The 19,731-nt window shown below is 45.3% G+C and carries 12 protein-coding genes; all 12 read left to right on the plus strand.

Annotated features, from left to right (window positions below; all coding sequences use genetic code 11):
* Nucleotides 1-256: 256 nt before the first annotated feature.
* The 12 genes from ACU01J_RS04280 (at nt 257) to ACU01J_RS04335 (ending at nt 19,684) form a co-directional block, all read left to right on the plus strand.
* Nucleotides 257-1,348 carry an AI-2E family transporter gene (locus tag ACU01J_RS04280; protein WP_481084554.1) on the plus strand — a complete coding sequence of 364 codons (1,092 nt, stop codon included), beginning with the start codon at nt 257-259 and terminating at the stop codon, nt 1,346-1,348.
* Nucleotides 1,349-1,428: 80 nt separating this feature from the next.
* Nucleotides 1,429-2,451, plus strand: a complete 1,023-nt coding sequence (rsmC, locus tag ACU01J_RS04285) for a 16S rRNA (guanine(1207)-N(2))-methyltransferase RsmC (protein ID WP_481084555.1) — start codon at nt 1,429-1,431, stop codon at nt 2,449-2,451.
* Between the two features lie 210 nt (nt 2,452-2,661).
* Entirely contained in the window at nt 2,662-6,048 is a 3,387-nt protein-coding gene (locus ACU01J_RS04290) for a response regulator (RefSeq protein ID WP_481084556.1), read from the plus strand.
* Nucleotides 6,049-6,703: 655 nt separating this feature from the next.
* Complete coding sequence (locus tag ACU01J_RS04295) at nt 6,704-8,386, plus strand: ABC transporter substrate-binding protein (RefSeq protein ID WP_481084557.1); 1,683 nt, start codon at nt 6,704-6,706, stop codon at nt 8,384-8,386.
* A 173-nt stretch (nt 8,387-8,559) separates the two neighbouring features.
* Nucleotides 8,560-9,546, plus strand: coding sequence for an ABC transporter permease (locus tag ACU01J_RS04300; protein ID WP_481084558.1), 987 nt, complete (start codon nt 8,560-8,562; stop codon nt 9,544-9,546).
* A 2-nt stretch (nt 9,547-9,548) separates the two neighbouring features.
* Nucleotides 9,549-10,574, plus strand: coding sequence for an ABC transporter permease (locus ACU01J_RS04305; protein WP_481084559.1), 1,026 nt, complete (start codon nt 9,549-9,551; stop codon nt 10,572-10,574).
* Between the two features lie 2 nt (nt 10,575-10,576).
* On the plus strand, nt 10,577-11,560 hold the full coding sequence (locus ACU01J_RS04310; protein ID WP_481084560.1) for an ABC transporter ATP-binding protein: 984 nt from the start codon (nt 10,577-10,579) through the stop codon (nt 11,558-11,560).
* A gap of 42 nt (nt 11,561-11,602) precedes the next feature.
* Entirely contained in the window at nt 11,603-12,598 is a 996-nt protein-coding gene (locus ACU01J_RS04315) for an ABC transporter ATP-binding protein (protein ID WP_481084561.1), read from the plus strand.
* A gap of 71 nt (nt 12,599-12,669) precedes the next feature.
* Nucleotides 12,670-14,394 (plus strand): glycoside hydrolase family 9 protein, encoded by a 1,725-nt coding sequence (locus ACU01J_RS04320; protein WP_481084562.1) that lies wholly within the window; start codon nt 12,670-12,672, stop codon nt 14,392-14,394.
* Nucleotides 14,391-15,266, plus strand: a complete 876-nt coding sequence (locus ACU01J_RS04325) for a glucosamine kinase nucleotide-binding domain-containing protein (protein WP_481084563.1) — start codon at nt 14,391-14,393, stop codon at nt 15,264-15,266. Before ACU01J_RS04320 ends, ACU01J_RS04325 begins: the two co-directional genes overlap by 4 nt.
* 11 nt (nt 15,267-15,277) lie before the next feature.
* The gene (locus ACU01J_RS04330; protein WP_481084564.1) at nt 15,278-17,188 is read left to right on the plus strand and encodes a beta-N-acetylhexosaminidase; all 1,911 of its coding nucleotides are present in this window, start codon (nt 15,278-15,280) and stop codon (nt 17,186-17,188) included.
* Between the two features lie 87 nt (nt 17,189-17,275).
* A complete protein-coding gene (locus tag ACU01J_RS04335; RefSeq protein ID WP_481084565.1) occupies nt 17,276-19,684 on the plus strand; it encodes a glycoside hydrolase family 94 protein in 2,409 nt (802 codons plus the stop codon).
* Nucleotides 19,685-19,731 lie beyond the last annotated feature (47 nt).

The raw sequence follows: 19,731 nt of genomic DNA on the forward strand, positions 1-19,731 counted from the left end.
TCTTACTAATAAAAAAGCTGCCTAGTGCAGCTTTTTTTTATTGCCAGTTAAGTGCCACCAAGATCACTAAAGCTGCAAGCAGTACGCTAAACCAAGGAATCTCACGTCTCTTAGCAACAGCTTCGCTTGAACACTTCTCATTGTTACAACATCCCATAAATAAAATACCTCATAGGTAGCTTTTTGATTTTGAATTGAAGACTGGAAATTTTACAGCCATTATACTGATATAAAATCGCATCATTGGACAACTATTGTGTCAGATAAGGTCAAAATAACTTCCAGTCATTGGGTATTGATTGTTGCTCTACTTGCTGCCGGCTTTGCTTGCTTCTTACTTGTAGAGCCTTACATCAACTCCATTGTTATGGCATTCATCATCTCTTTATTAATGTTCCCTATTCATGAGTGGCTAGAGAAGCGTCTGCCCAACCACCATAACATCACCTCATTGCTGTCGTGTATTGTGCTGACCTTTATAGTCGTTGTGCCACTACTATTTGTATTCGCAGCGATAGTCCAACAAGGCTCAACCTTCTCTCAGAACGTCTATCAGTGGGTAACAAACGGTGGTATCCAAACGATTTTCGAACACCCGTGGGTGGTGAAAAGCTTATCTCTGGTCAATACCTACCTACCTTTTGATACCATCGAACCACAAGAGATCGCTCAGAAAGTAGCGCAATTCGCCACTTCATTTGGTAGTAACCTCGTCGGGATAAGCGCAAAAATCTTAGGTGATGCAACAAGCTTCCTGATGGATTTCTTCTTAATGTTGTTCGTACTGTTCTTCTTGCTGCGAGATCATGACAAGATCATCAGTGCCATGCGTCACATCTTACCCCTTTCTCGCAGCCAAGAAGACAAACTGTTGGATGAAATCGAGCAAGTTTCAAAGTCAGCTGTGATGGGCTCATTCCTCACTGCCATTGCACAAGGTGTTGCCGGTGGTTTAGGTATGTGGCTTGCTGGCTTCCCTGGGCTGTTTTGGGGAACAATGATGGGTTTTGCTTCCTTTATTCCTGTCGTTGGTACCGCGCTAATTTGGATTCCTGCTGCTCTCTACTTATACGTTACCGGAGATACAACTTGGGCTATCTTCTTAACGGTTTGGAGCGTCGCCATTGTTGGCTCTATAGACAATCTATTACGCCCACTACTGATGCAGGGCAGCGGCAATGCGGGCATGAGTACTCTAATGATTTTCTTCTCGCTACTAGGTGGCCTGCACTTATTCGGCTTGATCGGCCTAATTTACGGCCCGCTGATCTTCGCCATCACTATGGTGCTATTTAATATCTATGAAGAAGAGTTTCAGGGCTTCTTAGATCAGCAAGATCGTAGCTAGCCAGTCAACGCGATTTACCACTACACGAGGAGGGAGGATTATGCGAGAATCCTCCCTCACTTTTTTACACCGAGTTCATTATGTCTGCTTACATCGCTCCTAGCCAAATTGCTCAGCGACAACTTGCTTACTTTGAAGGTAAACACGTCCTAGTTGCTGGAGAAGCCGAAGATCTTTTCCCTGTTGAACTAGCGAATCATTGCCACTCAGTCACTGTGTTTACCACTAACTATGGTTATTACAGACAACTTGAGTCGCAGCCAAACATCAAAAGTGTGTTTGGTGCAGAGTTTGATCAAGATACACAAGCAGATATGGTGTTGCTGTACTGGCCAAAGGCTAAGGCTGAGGCTGAGTACTTACTTGCGATGCTCATGAGCAAGCTTGGGGAAAACACTGAAATCGTTGTCGTAGGTGAAAACCGCTCAGGTATTAAGAGCATTGAAAAGATGTTCAAACCTTACGGTCCAATCACCAAATACGACTCTGCGCGACGCTGTTCGTTTTACTGGGGTCAATGTACACAAACACCGCAACATTTTGAGCTCACTGAATGGTTCAAGAGCTACCAAGTAAGCTACAAAGAGAGTTCTCTGACAATCAAAAGCTTACCGGGCGTATTTAGCCATGGTGAATTCGATATTGGCAGTAAACTGCTGCTAGACACACTACCCACTCTTTCAGGCAAAGTGCTCGACTTTGGCTGTGGTGCTGGGGTTATTGGTAGTGTCATGGCGATACTCAATCCAGAGATCGAACTGGAGATGTGCGATATTAGCGCATTAGCCGTTGAGTCAAGCAAAGCAACACTAACAGCCAATGGCTTAAACGGTAAAGTATTTGCTTCTGACGTCTACTCAGATACTAGTAATGACTATCACTTTATTATCAGCAACCCTCCATTCCATGCAGGGTTAGACACTAGCTACAGTGCGACTGAGGCCTTACTTGCCAAAGCGCCAAACTATCAAGCTAAAGCGGGCCAGCTGTTTATTGTGGCCAATAGCTTTCTGAAATATCCACCAATTATTGAAAAAGCATTCGGTAATTGCGAGACGCTAAATAAGACCAACAAATTCGCTATCTATCAGGCGAAAAAGTAATACAACTGCCCAACGAGCAGCTTTGATTGGGCAAACCTTCAGCGCAATTCGCTAAAATTGCGCTTACCTCCACGCTTTCCTTGCAACTTACTTGTCAAAGTAAAAAAACTCGTTAATTTTGTCATCTTAGGAAAATAACGTTTTCAACTAGCTTGTTGATGGGCAATTTGACGCAGCAAGCTGAATTCTCACGGAAAGTCTAAATAGATCATGTTTAAGCTGTATCGAAAGCAAAAATTTAAGCGTCTGCAGAATACCTTAATGCTCGCGTTTCTCGTCTTGAGCATTACCCCTCTTACTGTTATCGCCATTTTCTTCTTACAATCTCACACTAAAGATCTGCAAGAGCAGAGTACATCTCACCTAGTCTCTGTGCGAGATAACAAACAGCAGCAAGTGATTGACTACTTGCATGCCAAAGAGTCAGAAGTGATGGGATTCGTCCGCTCAGAACTGGCTTTCGCGAGTGGTGGACGATTCTACGGTTTGGTTAACGCTTTTCAAAGCCTAGGCGGCGATATCGAACAAGCACGTCAATATGCTCAAAAGCGCTATATTGAAGGCTCAGGAGATCAAATAAAAACGTCAATATTGCCGCAATCGATCAACTACAATGGCACAGAGCGCTACCGACTGCTGCATAAACGCTATCACTGGGCGTATCAGGAGTTACTTAAACGTTCTGACTTTGACGACATTCTCTTGGTCGATAGAGATGGTAACGTTACCTACTCTATTTATAAGTACGACAACTACGGTACCAACTTACTGACCGGAAAGTATAAAGACGCAAACTTAGGTAAAACCTTCGCTAAACTACAAAGCTTAGTAACAGAAAAACGTAAAACCAATGAAGATTTTACTCCGGTTGTCATTTCTGACTTCTCTCAAGAGCAAGGCAAATCAGTCGCTTGGTTCGGTGCGCCGATCATCCAACAAGGCTATTTGCACAGCTATGCGTTATTCCGTCTACCTAACAATGGCATCACCAAGTTAATCGCTGACACCAACAACATTGCCTCAATGAAAACTCTGCTAGTCGGCAGTGATCACCAATCTCGTACGCTTGCTTATCAACAAGAAGATATTGATAAGAGCCGCCAAGTGGTCGAGCTCGCCCTATCAGGACAGACAAATGTTGGTACCTATTCCAATACAGAAAATGAAGCAGTCATCGCAGCTTATAGTCCAATTTCCCTAACTGGTATTGATTGGGCGATTATTGTTGAAGTGCCTGAAAATGTGGCTTTTGCGCGAGTTAATCAACTCGAAACGCTGTTTATCTTCGCCATGTTGACCGCTATTTTGCTAGTAGTGATGGCCTCTCATTATCTCTCTAACTTTATCACTGCGCCGCTGCTTAAATTGACTTGGGCTGCGGAAAAAGTCTCGGCGGGTGACCTCGATGCAGATATGACCAATACTCAACGCAAAGATGAGATTGGCCGACTTGCGGTTAGTTTTGAGCGTATGCAACGTTCGATTCGTGAAAAGCTCTTGCTCATTAAGCAGCAAAACGAAGAGCTAGAAAGCAACCTTAAGCTTATTCAAAAGCAAAATGATGAGTTACAACTAGCCAACAAGCTAAAAGATGAATTCTTAGCAACCACCTCTCACGAACTGCGCACTCCTCTGCACGGTATGGTAGGCATCGCCGAAGCTTTGGCCTCTGGCGCGAATGGGCCCATCACCTCAGAGCATAAGTATCAACTTGATATCATCATCAGTAGCGGCCAACGGCTCGCCACCTTGGTGGATGACCTGCTCGACTACCACAAGATGCGCTATGGCAACTTAGACATTGAGACCAGTGCGGTTGATCTTTCAGGTTCAACCAGCCTCGTACTTGAGCTCTCTTCACATTTATTGGGCAGTAAACCGATTCGCATCATTAACCAAGTGCCGAATGAACCAGTTTGGGTTAGCGCAGATCCTCAGCGCTTAGAGCAAGTGCTGTATAACCTAGTTGGCAATGCGATCAAATACACCAGTGAAGGTAAGATCGTTATTTCGGCTACTGAGGTTGATGACAATATTCGTGTACAAGTGGTCGATACTGGTCAAGGTATCCCAGCCGATCAGCTTGAACATATCTTCGAACCGTTAATTCAGGCAGGCAATGATTCTAGTCGTTACCGTCAAGGGGCGGGCCTCGGACTATCAATCAGTCGTCAACTCATTGAGTTAATGAACGGCTCGTTGTATGTCAGCAGCCAGCCAATGGTCGGTACTACCTTTAGCTTTACTCTACCAATCGCTTCACTTGAGCAAATCGAAGTCGCTAGCCAGTATGAAGCGCCACACTTTAAAGCGCCAGAAGTAGGAAATATTGAGTTAACAGAATCTGCTAACCAGCCAGAAAACCCTGATGGTCCTCTATTACTCGTCGTTGATGATGAACCGGTCAACTTAAGAGTATTAGGCAGTTTCTTACGTATTGAGGGCTACCGAGTACGAACAGCTAAAGATGGTCATGATGCAATTACTGCTGTCGAAAAAGAGAAACCAGAGTTAGTACTACTCGATATCATGATGCCAGGTATGAGTGGCTACCAAGTGTGTGAAACGTTACGTGAACGCTACGATCACGCAGAACTTCCAATTATCATGCTGACGGCACTAAACCAAAGCGATGATAGAGTACGTGGCTTTAATGCTGGCGCGAACGATTACCTATCCAAACCATTTAATAAGCAAGAACTGGCTGCTCGTATTGTCGCTCATCTAACTGCAAGCAAGGCAGAGCAACGTCGCTTAGAAAATCAGTCTCTACAACAAGAGCTTAAGCACCGTGCAATGGTTGAAGCAAGCTTATTGGAAACACAAGGCCGCCTACTTGAGCAACTTGAAACCGCCCCTGAAGCGATTGTCTGTATTCGAGATGACAATAAGATTCGCTTTGCTAATGAAGCGGCTTCGCGCCTATTCAAACGTTCGACAGAGCAGTTGAAACGCTCTAATGCTGACGAACTGATCGCACCTAAGTTCTTAAATGTCGTGCAGGAGCATTACTGTGGCCTTATTGATATCTATGTGGAAGATGTCAGACAGCACCTCTCTGCCGACATTCTTAAACTGCCAGAAGGTGCGGGCTTGAAGTCGATGTATATCTTTAATGTTGGCGGTAGCATAAATGCATCTCGTATTAATAATTTAGAGACCGCAATTGAGGCGCTTTCAAGCTTTGCCTTTGAAGGAGATAAAGCCAAGCTTCAAGAACTAAAAGAGCTGGGGGGCGAATTTACCCGCCTAGCGGAACGCGTCGCAAGTGATAGTAAGTCTAAGCAAGACATTATGCGTGAGGTTCTAGTAGAGGCCATGACAAGTGCACTAAACTATTGGGAATCAGTCACAGGGCAAACCAAGTTCGCATTCGCAGAGCAGAGCGGTTTATGGCGTGTATACCTTGACCGTAGTACCTTACAGACACGAACTCTTGATAAGTATCTACGCCCAGAAACTTTGCCAAAAACCCCGCGCTGGAGAACGGTTTTGAGCTCTCTAGATTACATCTTAGAGCACTGTAATGAGCAAAGCCCTGAACGCAGCCATATCGAAGCACTCCGCGATAAACTACAACACTTGCTCACCAATTAAAGAAAATCCCAACACTCAACAAAGAAGCCCGCCATGTGCGGGCTTCTTTATGGCTAGAAATCACCAATATCGCCTTCACTTATAGTTATTACGCTGCGTGAAACAACACTATTTCACGTCAACCAGCAGCGGTATATAAGCGTCCATAGGGCGTCTAAATCTGCCTAAAATCGCGTTAATTGGATAAAAAGAGTTCATATTGCGAAGACAATCACAACAAGACGGCAGTTTTTATTTAGGCACATAAATTAACACCAATTCTCACCAGTGATCGAGATCTCAAGATAATCAACCACCAAAAAAAACATTGTTAGTAAAACCTTAAAGAGTAAGTAACCACTCACATAAAAGTTCTAAGGTAGGGTTTTATGCGACTCAGTTCAAAGTGAAAAATTCGAACAAAAAAACAACAAAATCAAATTTTTCAACGGAATTAACGATGCTAGATAGTGTTTTAACGGTTTTAACGGGAATAGCAATTGCGAAAATTAACGTTAAGGTGTTTTCTTACTGTGCCTAAGGCCTACAGGCCACTCTCGAACCTCAACCTCCACCGGAAGATGTTCAGACAGAGAGGTAGGCCTTAGTGAGTGTTTATCAATTGATGACATTCCATCCACATAAGTGAAATGAAAGCAAATAGTAAGGAACAGCTATGCTTGCCAACATAAAAAAAACAGCACTAGCAACAGCAATTATTGCAACAGCAGCAACTGGATTCACATCTGTTGCAGCAGCAGCTGAACGCAGTGAACTAACGATCCACCCTAAAGAATATACAACTTTTGTTCGTAACTTTAACCCGTACCTTGGTGCGACCAACTTACATACAACTACTGACTTCCTTTATGAGCCGCTAGTTGTTTTCAACGAAATGCACGGCAACACGCCAGTATTCCGTTTAGCAGAAAACTTTAAAATGTCTGACGACTTAAAGAGCGTAATTTTCGATATTCGTAAGGGCGTGAAGTGGTCAGATGGCGAAACTTTTGATGCTAATGATGTGGTTTACTCTTTCAATCTAGTTAAAGAGAAGCCAGAATTAGACCAAAGTGGTATCAACTCTTGGGTATCTTCTGTTGAGAAACTAAACGACTACCAAGTCAAATTTAACCTAACAGAAGCGAACTCAAATGTTCCTTACGAAATTGCTAAAGTACCTGTTGTACCTGAGCATATTTGGAAGAACGTTAAAGACCCTTCGACGTTTACGAACGAAAACCCAGTAGGTTCGGGTCCGTTTACTGAAATTGATACATTTACACCGCAACTGTACATTCAGTGTGCTAACCCCTACTACTGGGATGCTGACAACCTAGATGTTGATTGTCTACGTGTTCCACAGATCGCGAACAACGATCAATTCCTAGGTAAAGTTGTTAACGGCGAACTGGACTGGTCTTCTTCGTTCATTCCTGACATCGACCGCACTTACGCAGCAGCAAGTCCTAATCATCACTACTGGTACCCGCCAGCAGGTACTCAAGCATTCATGGTTAACTTCAAAGACCCTGATCCAGCGAAAAGAGAAGCGCTAACTAACGTTGACTTCCGTCGTGCGTTCTCAATGGCTCTTGACCGTCAAACTATTATTGATATCGCATTCTACGGTGGCGGTACAGTGAATGACTTCGCATCAGGTCTGGGCTACGCATTTGAAGCTTGGTCTGACGAAAAAGTACACAACAAGTACAAACGCTACAACACGTACAATGTTGAGGGTTCTAAAGAGCTGCTTAAGAAAGCTGGATTTAAAGATGTCAACAATGACGGTTTTGTTGACACTCCATCTGGTAAATCTTTCGAACTTCTAATTCAATCACCAAACGGTTGGACGGACTTCAATAACACTGTTCAACTAGCCGTTGAGCAACTCGCTGAAGTAGGCATTAAAGCTAAGGCTCGTACACCTGACTTCTCGGTATACAACCAAGCAATGCTAGAAGGCACATATGATGTAGCTTACACAAACTACTTCCACGGTGCAGATCCATACACTTACTGGAATAGTGCTTACAACTCAGCACTTCAATCTGGTGAAGGTATGCCACGCTTCGCGATGCACTTCTACAAGAACAAAAAGCTAGATGATCTTCTAAACAGCTTCTACAAAACGGCTGATAAGAACGAGCAACTTGAAATCGCTCACGGCATCCAGCAAATCATCGCCGCTGACCAAGTAACGATTCCAGTGATGTCTGGTGCATACATGTTCCAATACAACACAACTCGCTTTACAGGTTGGTGGAACGAAGACAATCCAAAAGGTCGTCCAAACATTTGGGCAGGTATCCCAGAGCGTTTACTTCAAGTACTGGACCTAAAACCAGTTAAATAAGTAGTTGTTCTATCTCGTGGCGCACACTCTGTGCGCCACTCAATCCCCCACTCTATGAGTTATTTACAATATGGCGCCTGTCGTCAGGGGATTATTCGCTCCAAATTTGAGTTTTCACTAGGAGCGACCTGAAACCAGAAACAGGGAAAATCTGGGTCTGTAAGGTGTGAGTTATGGGTTATTTTTTAAGACGTTTGTCGTTTTACTTTGTCGCGTTATTAGTTGCTGCGACACTAAACTTTATTATTCCTCGTGCGATGCCGGGCGATCCGGTCACCATGATGTTTGCTAACGCTTCGGTACAGGTAACACCGGAACGTATTGCTGCTATGAAAGAGCTACTAGGCTTTGTCGATGGCGGTCTATTTACACAATATATTACCTACATGAAAAATATTTTGAGCTGGGAGCTAGGTACTTCTATCCAGTTCTACCCGCTATCAGTAAATAAACTACTGGGCGGTGCTTTCGGTTGGTCTCTCTTCTTAGCGGGCTCTGCGGTTATCCTTTCTTTCTCGCTAGGTTCGATCCTCGGTATTTTCGCAGCTTGGAAACGCGGTAGTAAATACGATGCGTTTGTTACACCAGGAATGCTAATTATTCAGGCAGTGCCTCAAGTAGTAATTGCAATGCTAGCATTGTTTATTTTCGCAATTGGCTTGAAATGGTTTCCTACAGGATACGCTTACACTGCAGGCACAGTGCCAGACTGGACGAGCTGGGCGTTCTATAAAGACGTAGCTTATCACGCCGTGTTGCCTCTTTTCTGTGCATCTATTATCCAAGTCGGCGGCTTCCTAGTGAACATGCGTAACAACATGATCAACCTACTGGCTGAAGACTACATCACAATGGCAAAAGGTAAGGGCCTAAGTGAAAACCGCGTCGTCTTCAACTACGCAGCTCGTAACGCATTACTGCCAAGTGTCACCGCTCTATCTATGTCGTTAGGTATGGCAATCGGTGGTCAGTTAATCATTGAAATCATCTTTAACTACCCAGGTCTTGGTACGGTTCTTCTTAATGCTATCCACGCTCGCGATTATCAAGTACTGCAAGGGCAGTTAATCATCATGACGCTATTCATGCTGTCATTTAACCTTATTGCCGACATGCTTTACGTTGTTCTAGATCCTCGCCTTCGTAAGGGAGGGAAATAATTATGAAAAACCTATTCAAACTTATTCTTGGTAACGCATACGCATGCGTAGGCTTAGTGATTGTTTCATTGTTTATCTTTATGGCTCTTGCTGCGCCACTTATCGCTAAGCATGCTCCTGATAAACGTACGGGTAACCCACACGAATACCCAAGCTATATCGTAAAATCAGCTCAAGCAAACCCAGATGGTTGGATCGCTAAAAACTTGGCAACTGACCGCCGCACTATGATCATGTCAAAGAAAGCGGATCACATTTTGGGTACAAGCCGCATGGGCCGTGACATTTGGTCACAGCTAGTTTACGGTGCACGTATCTCGCTAGGTGTGGGCTTTGGTGCCGGCCTAACAGTCTGTTTCTTAGCAACAATCATCGGTATCTCAGCCGGTTACTTTGGCGGTCGCGTTGATGACGTGCTCACTGCTGCGATGAACATCATGCTGGTAATTCCGCAATATCCACTACTGTTCGTTCTTGCTGCATTCATCGGAGAAGCAGGCCCACTCACCATTGCTATCATAATTGGTTGTACCTCCTGGGCTTGGGGTGCGAGGGTAATACGCTCTCAGACTTTAGCGATACGTGAAAAAGAGTTCGTAAAAGCCGCTGAAGTATTAGGTGAGTCTTCATTCCGAATCATCTTCGTTGAGATTCTACCGAATCTAATCCCAATCGTAGGCGCAAGCTTCATTGGTTCAGTAATGTACGCAATTGGTATGGAGTCGATTATTTCATTCCTAGGTCTAGGCGACCCAAGCACCATCAGTTGGGGCATCATGCTGTACAACGTACAAACATCATCTGCAATGCTAATTGGCGCATGGTGGGAAGTTGTTGCACCGTGTATCGCACTAACAGTTCTAGTTACTGGCCTAGCACTCCTAAACTTCGCAGTTGATGAAATTGCTAACCCACAACTTCGTTCGCACAAAGGAATGAAGCGTTGGAAGAAGCTAGCAGCACAAGACCAAAAAGAGCGTGAGCCAGAACTACCACCTCAAAATGCACTTTGGAGCGGAGATAAATAATCATGACAGCACCACTCATTTCTATCCGCAACTTATGCGTTGACTATATTACAGAAGCGGGCGACGTCCGTGCCTGTAACAATGTGAGCTTTGATATTGCACCAGGCGAAGTTTTCGGCCTAGCAGGCGAGTCAGGCTGTGGTAAATCAACCGTCGCATTCTCACTAATGCGCCTTCACAAGCCGCCAGCATTTATTACTGGTGGTGAGGTAATCTTCAACGGTGAAGATATTCTGAAATACAGCGATGAGCATATGCAGGCGTTCCGCTGGAGTGAGATGTCCATGGTGTTCCAAAGTGCGATGAACGCGCTAAACCCAGTACTGACAATGGAAGACCAATTTTGCGACGTAATCATGCGTCATACCAACATGACTCGTGAACAAGCACGTAAGCGCGCTGAAGGTCTATTGGAAATCGTTGATATTCACCCTAGCCGTCTTAATGACTACCCTCACCAGTTTTCTGGTGGTATGCGTCAGCGCCTAGTTATTGCGATTGCACTCGCGCTTAACCCGAAAATGATCATCATGGATGAGCCAACAACTGCACTAGATGTGGTTGTACAACGGGAAATCCTACAAAAGATTTATGCGCTAAAAGAAGAGTTTGGTTTCTCTATCCTATTCATTACTCACGATCTTTCTTTGATGGTCGAATTCTCAGACCGCATCGGCATCATGTACTCTGGTGAACTGATCGAAGTTGCGCCATCAAAAGAGATCTTGGAAAGCCCTTTCCACCCATACACGAAAGGTTTGGGTAGTTCTTTCCCTCCATTAACAGGCCCTAAAACTAAGCTAACAGGGATTCCAGGTAACCCTCTAAACCTTTTAGAGATACCTCAAGGCTGTCGTTTCCAAGCTCGCTGTGACCGTGTTCATGAAGCTTGTACTCGCGTCCCTACTCAGCTAAGACAAATTGAGCCAAATCGTTTCTCAAACTGCCACCTATATGGTGAGCCAATCGCTCAGGCGAAGCTCTAGAAAGCGATTGAGAAATAATAATAAAGATTACTGGAGACAATCATGAGCAAAGAATTTGGTGAACTACTAGTCGAAGGAAAAAACCTAATTAAGGATTTCCCGATCAATAGTAATTCCTTACAACAACCTATGATGCGTGCAATCAATGACGTGTCTTTCAAAATGTATAAAAGTCGCGGCCTTGCTGTTGTGGGTGAGTCTGGTTCTGGTAAATCGACCACCGCGAAGATGATTGCCAAAATGTACGCACCAACGTCAGGCACCATCGAATACAAAGGGCGTGATATTCAAAACATCACTTCACGTTCTGATGTCATGAATTACCGTGAAGGTGTGCAGATGGTATGGCAGGACCCATTTGGTTCGCTTAACCCAACTCATAACATCTTTCACCATATTTTACGTCCACTGCTGATCCACAAAAAAGTCGACCCACGCAATAAGAAAGAGCAGGAAGAACGCGTGTACGATCTACTAGAACAAGTAGGTTTGATACCGCCAAAAGAGACAGCGCAGAAGTTCCCTCACCAACTTTCTGGTGGTCAACGTCAGCGTGTAAACCTTGCTCGTAACATTGCTGTTGGCGCTGAAGTGGTATTGGCAGATGAACCGACGTCGATGCTTGATGTATCAATCCGTGCGGGCGTTTTAAACCTGATGGAAGAGATGAAATTTGAAAAGCAGATGTCTCTGCTTTACATCACGCATGATATCGCAACCGCACGTTACATCGCTGAAGATCTTTCGGTTATGTATGTGGGCCATATGGTGGAATGGGGTGACACTGATGAGATCATTCATAACCCGCAACACCCATACACCCAACTTTTGGTTTCAGCGGTACCAGATCCAAGCAAATCGATCCATGAGAAGCTGAAAGGCAACAAAGGGGAAATCCCTCTTTGGACTCCTGCTTCTGCTGGCTGTCCATTTGCAGGCCGCTGCCAACACGCATCAGACAAGTGTCGTGAACAATTACCAGCAGTAACTCAGCTGTCTGAAAACCACTTTGTCCGTTGTTACCTATACGAAAATTAATAACCTACGCCAAGGGCCTCAGCTCTTGGCGCTTCAACTAGACCTATAACATATTAATTTCGGAGATTTTGATGCTGCTACTTACTAACCATATTGGTTATGAAGCCCTTGGGCCTAAGCAGGCCGTTTTGATGACACGTAAGCCACGACTTTCTTCTACCACTGCGCTGTTAGTCTGTGCTGACAGTCATCAAACTGTAGCGTCTTTTAGTATCAATAAGGGTACTAAGGTCGCCAACTGGCACCAAGGGAATTTTTTTCGCATCGAATTTTCCCACTTTGAACAAACTGGACGTTACTACCTAAGAGTCGACAATTTACGCTCTGAAATATTTCAGGTCGCTGAAGGCTTACTATTGAAAAATACCTTCTCAGACGTTCTACATTACTTTAAGTCTCAGCGATGTGGTGGCCGTTTTGACCAGCAAGATCGTCAAGCTCCATTGCTTGGTTCAGACAAAACTGCTGACGTCCATGGCGGTTGGTATGATGCCTCAGGTGACGTGAGTAAATACCTAAGCCACCTTTCATACGCCAACTACCTTAACCCGCAACAAATTCCAATGGTTGTGTGGAATATGTTTAAAGGTGCCGAGCTCATTAGCGACAATGATAACGTCCCGCTATTTTCTAAAGTTCGCCTGACCGAAGAAGCGCTATTCGGCGCTGATTTCTTGGTCCGCATGCAAGATGAAACCGGTTTCTTCTACATGACGGTATTCGACAAATGGTCGAAAGACATCAAGCAACGCGAAATCTGTGCCTATGCGACCCAAGAAGGCATTAAGTCGGAAGATTATCAAGCGGCGTACCGACAAGGTGGTGGCGTTGCGATTGCAGCTTTAGCCGCTGCAGCACGCCAAGCTGAACATGGTGAATTCCAATCCAGTGATTACTTAGATGCCGCAACTCGCGGTTACTGGCACTTAAAAGAGCACAACCATCAGTACTTAAACGACGGTGAAGAGAACATTATCGATGAGTACTGTGCTTTGCTTGCTGCCATCGAATTATACAAGAGCACTAACAACGCTGAATTTCTAACAGAATCGCGTGTTTGGAGCGAGAAACTTCAGCAGCGCCAATACTCTGATGAGCAGTTTAATCACTTCTGGTCAGCCAATAGTGATGGCAGTCGTCCATATTATCACGCAGCTGAAGCTGGCTTACCTGTCATCGCCCTATGTGAATACCTCGCAATTGAATCTGATGAAGCGCTTTACGCAGCTGCACTCAATACCGTGACTCAAGCACTGCAATTTGAACTGGCGATAACTTCCCACGTAGCGAACCCATTTGGTTACCCACGCCAATATGTCAAAGCGGTTGATAGTGATAAACGTGATGCCTTCTTTGTCGCACATAACAACGAAACAGGGTATTGGTGGCAAGGTGAAAATGCACGTTTAGGCTCTCTAAGCAGCATGGTTTTCTTTGCCTTACCATACCTGCAAGATCCGGCACTGAAACAGCAACTGATGACTTTCTCACAAGATTGCCTCAACTGGATTTTAGGCCTAAACCCGTACCATATGTGCATGCTGGATGGTCACGGGTATAACAATCCGGACTACCTGCCTGATCTTGGCTTTTTCAATGCCAAAGGTGGTGTTTGCAACGGCATTACTGGTGGATTTGAGGATGAAGAAGACATCGCCTTCAACCCACCGAAACAGAAAGATGACATGCTGCAGAATTGGCGCTGGGGTGAGCAATGGATCCCTCACGGCGCTTGGTACCTACTAGCGATTCTTAACCACTCTACTTACTTCATCGCTAAGGGAGAGCAACAATGACCCTTTACTATGTTGGCATTGATGGCGGTGGTACTTCTTGCCGCGCACGTATTCGTACTGAAAGCGGCGAGTTTATCGGCGAAGCCAAAAGTGGTAGCGCCAATATTTTATTAGGCATCGATGTCGCAATGACGTCAATTGTCGATGCGATTACTCAAGCGGCTAAACAAGGCGACCTAAGTGAGTCTGATTTTGGTTCCATGCACGTAGGCCTTGCTTTGGCAGGCGCAGAGCAAAAGTCAGCTTGGCAGCAATTTATGGCTTTGGCTCACCCATTTGCCTCTATGGTACTCAATACTGACGCTTACGGTGCATGTGTTGGTGCGCATAATGGTGATGAAGGCGCGATCATGATTGCAGGTACCGGTTCGTGCGGCATATACCTAGCGGGTGGCACACAGCACGTTGTTGGTGGCCGAGAGTTCCCAATTTCCGATCAAGGTGGTGGCGCGGTGATGGGCCTTCATCTGATCCAGCAAGTACTACTCGCACAAGACGATATCATTGAGAAAACACCACTTTCTCAACATGTAATGGCTCACTTTAACCACGATGTCGATCAAATCGTCGCATGGTCAAAAAGCGCACTGCCTCGCGATTACGGTCAGTTTTCACCTGCGATTTTCCAACATGCCGATCAAGGCGATCCATTAGCGATCAAAATGCTGCAACAAACAGCTGCTGATATAGAGATGTTTCTTGTTGCACTGAATCGTAAAGGAGCCACGCGTATCTGTTTAATGGGTAGTATCGCTGAACGAATCAAAGCGTGGCTATCTCCACCCGTACAAGCTTGGGTTGTTGAACCTCAGTTTGATGCAATTGAAGGCGCTCTTATGTTTGCAGGCAAGCCTGAACATAATTTGTATTAAGGACGAGAACTATGAGCTACCGCGTTGAACTTGCAGTACTTTCCGAGCAAAAACAATTTTGCCGCTTCGGCCTAACTATTCATAACCTAAGTGACAAGGATTTAACCGACTGGTGCCTACAATTCATCATTGATCGCTTTATTTTACCTGACAGTTTTACTCACGGTGAAGTGGAACAAATTGGTAGCTTCTGCACCGTGCAGCCCGACGTCGACTGCCTAGCAGCGAACCAACATTACTATTGTGAATTTAGCATTGGTACCGCTCCACTGCGTTTTTATACCGACGGCTTTAAAGACGCATTGATTGTGGCTGATGGCGGCGAAAATAAATACCCAGTCACCCTAACCCCAATTGCTTTAGCTTCACCTTACCGTGAACGCAGCGAACTCCCGCAGGCCAAACCAAGTGAGCTAGCCTTGATTCCAAAGCCGAATCACATCGAAGTTCAAGAGGGCCATTTCTCTCTTACTCACTCAAGCCAGATTACTCTTCAGACATCGCTGGCTGAAAAAGCAGCAACTTGGTTACAACAAGAGCTAACGCAATTATATGACTTCACTGCGCCAGCGATTGGTCAAAGTGACATTGTCTATCGCAACAACCCAACACTTGATGAAGGGGAATACCAATTAACGGTCAACAGCTCAGGCGCTCGACTAGAGTCTGGTTCTCGCTCAGGCTTTGTCCATGCAAGTGCAACTCTGATCCAATTAATTAAAGTGGACGAACAAAACAACCTTTCGATCCCTTATCTTAAAATTATCGATCGCCCACGTTTTAAATACCGTGGCATGATGCTGGACTGTGCTCGCCACTTCCATTCACTCGAAATGGTTAAGCGACTGATCAATCAACTTGCTCACTACAAATTCAATACCTTTCACTGGCACCTTACAGACGATGAAGGGTGGCGCATTGAAATCAAATCACTGCCAGAGCTGACGTCTGCTGGCGCTTACCGCGGTACTCAAACAGCACTCGAACCGCAATACAGCCATTTAGCGGATGTGTACGGTGGTTATTACAGCCAGGAAGAGATCAAAGAAGTGATCGCCTATGCGCAAGAGCGAGGCATTAACGTCATCCCAGAGATCGATATCCCCGGTCACTGCCGCGCGGCAATCAAATCACTACCTGAACTACTTGCTGATCCGGAAGATCGTTCTCAATACCGCAGTATCCAGCACTACAACGACAATGTGCTTTCTCCTGCGCTACCAGGAACCTATCTGTTCTTAGATAAAGTATTAGAAGAAGTCGCAGAACTATTCCCTTCTACTTGGATTCATATCGGCGCAGACGAAGTACCTGATGGAGTTTGGCTTGAAAGCCCTGCCTGCCAAGCATTGATGAAGCAGGAAGGCTACCAAAGTGCTAAGGAGCTTCAAGGCCACCTACTTCGCTACGCTGAGAAAAAGCTTCGTTCACTTGGCAAACGTATGGTCGGCTGGGAAGAAGCGCAACATGGCGACAAAGTCAGCAAAGATACGGTGATTTATTCATGGCTTAGCGAAGAAGCTGCGCTTAACTGCGCCAAACAAGGCTTCGATGTGATCTTGCAGCCGGGTCAGTCAACATATCTAGATATGACTCAAGACTATAGTCCGGAGGAGCCTGGTGTCGATTGGGCTGCGGTGATTCCGTTAGAAAGCGCATATCGCTACGAACCACTGGCTCAGGTTCCTGAACATGACCCAATTCGTAAACGTATTTTAGGCATTCAATGTGCTTTATGGAGTGAGATTGTCACGACCCAATCTCGCATGGATTACATGATTTTCCCAAGATTGACCGCTATGGCAGAAGCCTGTTGGACCGAAAAGCCAGTGCGGGATTGGGAAGATTATCTATCACGGTTGAAGAGTCATTTAGTTCTACTTGATAAACAAGAGATTGAATACCGCCAACCGTGGAAATAACAACTGAGCGAATGGTATCCATTCGCAGTTTTCACTAGCTTAAAGTTTTGGCTACCCCACTGGTAGCTTGGTAAAAAGGAAATTAACATGAAATACGGCTATTTCGATAACGACAATCGCGAATACGTCATTACTCGCCCTGACGTCCCTGCGCCATGGACTAACTACTTAGGCACAGAAAAGTTCTGTACCGTTATCTCACACAACGCTGGAGGCTACTCTTTCTACAACTCTCCAGAGTATAACCGTGTTACTAAGTTCCGTCCGAACGCAACGTTTGACCGCCCTGGACACTATGTATACCTACGTGATGATGAAACTGGTGATTACTGGTCAATCTCTTGGCAACCAGTAGCAAAAAGCTTAGACGAGGCTAGCTACGAAGTTCGTCACGGTCTTTCTTACTCAAAATTCAAATGTGACTACAGCGGTATCTCGGCAACGAAAACACTGTTCGTGCCTAAAGGTGAAGATGCAGAAGTATGGGATGTGGTGATTAAGAACACCTCTGACAAGCCACGTACAATCAGTGCGTTCTCATTTGTTGAGTTCTCATTTAGCCACATTCAATCTGATAACCAAAACCATCAGATGTCTCTTTACTCTGCGGGGACTGAGTACCGTGAAGGCGTGATCGAATACGACCTTTACTACAACACCAATGAGTTTGAAGGTTTCTACTACCTAGCTTCAACATTTAGCCCAGACTCATACGATGGCCAACGTGATAGCTTCTTAGGTCTATACCGCGATGAAGCAAACCCAATCGCAGTAGAGCAAGGTAAGTGTTCGAACACAGCGCAAACTTGTTACAACCATTGTGGTTCACTACACAAGCAGTTCACTATCCAGCCGGGTGAAGAAGTACGCTTTGCTTACATTCTAGGTATAGGTAAAGGCAATGGTGAGCGCCTACGTGAGAAGTACCAAGATCTTGCTAATGTTGATGCTGCATTTGCTGGCATTAAACAGCACTGGAATGAACGTTGTGAGAAATTCCAAGTGAAGTCTCCAAACGAAGGTCTAGACACTATGATCAACGCTTGGACACTCTACCAAGCAGAAACCTGTGTTGTATGGTCTCGTTTCGCTTCATTTATTGAAGTTGGTGGACGTACCGGTCTTGGTTACCGCGATACTGCGCAAGACGCGATTTCTGTTCCACATGCCAACCCTGCAATGACGCGTAAGCGTATCGTTGACCTGCTACGTGGTCAGGTGAAAGCGGGTTACGGTCTTCACCTGTTTGATCCAGATTGGTTCGATCCAGAGAAGGCCGATGTCGCACCATCTAAATCTCCAACTGTTGTTCCTACACCATCAGACGATGACAAGATCCACGGTATTGAAGATACCTGTTCTGATGACCACCTATGGCTAGTTCCAACTATCTGTAAGTACGTAATGGAAACTGGTGAGCACAGCTTCTTTGATGAAGTGATTCCATACGCAGACGGCGGTGATGCGTCTGTTTATGAACACATGAAAGCAGCGCTAGATTTCTCTGCTGAGTACGTAGGCCAAACTGGTATCTGTAAAGGTCTTCGCGCAGACTGGAATGACTGTCTAAACCTAGGTGGCGGTGAATCATCAATGGTGTCATTCCTACATTTCTGGGCGCTACAAGAGTTTATCGACCTCGCTAAGTTCCTTGATAAAAATGAAGATGTCGCTAAGTACACTGAAATGGCAGCGAACGTTCGTGAAGCATGTGAAAGTCACCTTTGGGATGAAGAAGGCGGTTGGTACATTCGTGGTCTAACTAAGAACGGCGATAAGATTGGTACTGCACAACAAGCTGAAGGCCGTGTACACCTAGAGTCAAATACCCTAGCCGTTCTTTCTGGTGCGGTTTCTCAGGAGCGTGGCGAGAAAGCGATGGATGCAGTAGATGAAAACCTATTCTCTGAATACGGCCTACATCTAAACTCACCATCATTCGCGACACCAAACGATGATATTGGCTTTGTAACTCGCGTATACCAAGGCGTGAAAGAGAACGGCGCTATCTTCTCACACCCTAACCCATGGGCATGGGTTGCTGAAGCGAAGCTTGGCCGTGGTGACCGTGCAATGAAGTTCTACGACGCACTTAACCCATACAACCAAAATGACATCATCGAAAAACGTATTGCAGAACCATACTCATACGTTCAGTTCATCATGGGTCGCGATCACCAAGACCATGGCCGTGCAAACCACCCTTGGCTAACAGGTACATCTGGCTGGGCATACTTTGCGGTAACCAACTTTATCCTTGGTGTACGCACTGGCTTCGATGGTCTAACGATTGATCCATGTATCCCAACGGATTGGCCTGGTTTCGAGGTAACTCGTCAATGGCTAGGTGCGACTTACAACATCAAAGTTGAAAACCCGAGCTCAGTGAGCAAAGGCGTTAAATCAATCACTGTTAACGGTGAGCTTATCACCGGTAATGCTGTTCCAGTTCAAGCTGATGGCAGCGTCAACGACGTTGTTGTTGTACTCGGTTAATTGTCGGCAGAGCCTCTTCACAGAGGCTCTTTGTTTACTTAAAGGAT

This window comes from Vibrio sp. 2433-A1 (assembly GCF_056726085.1).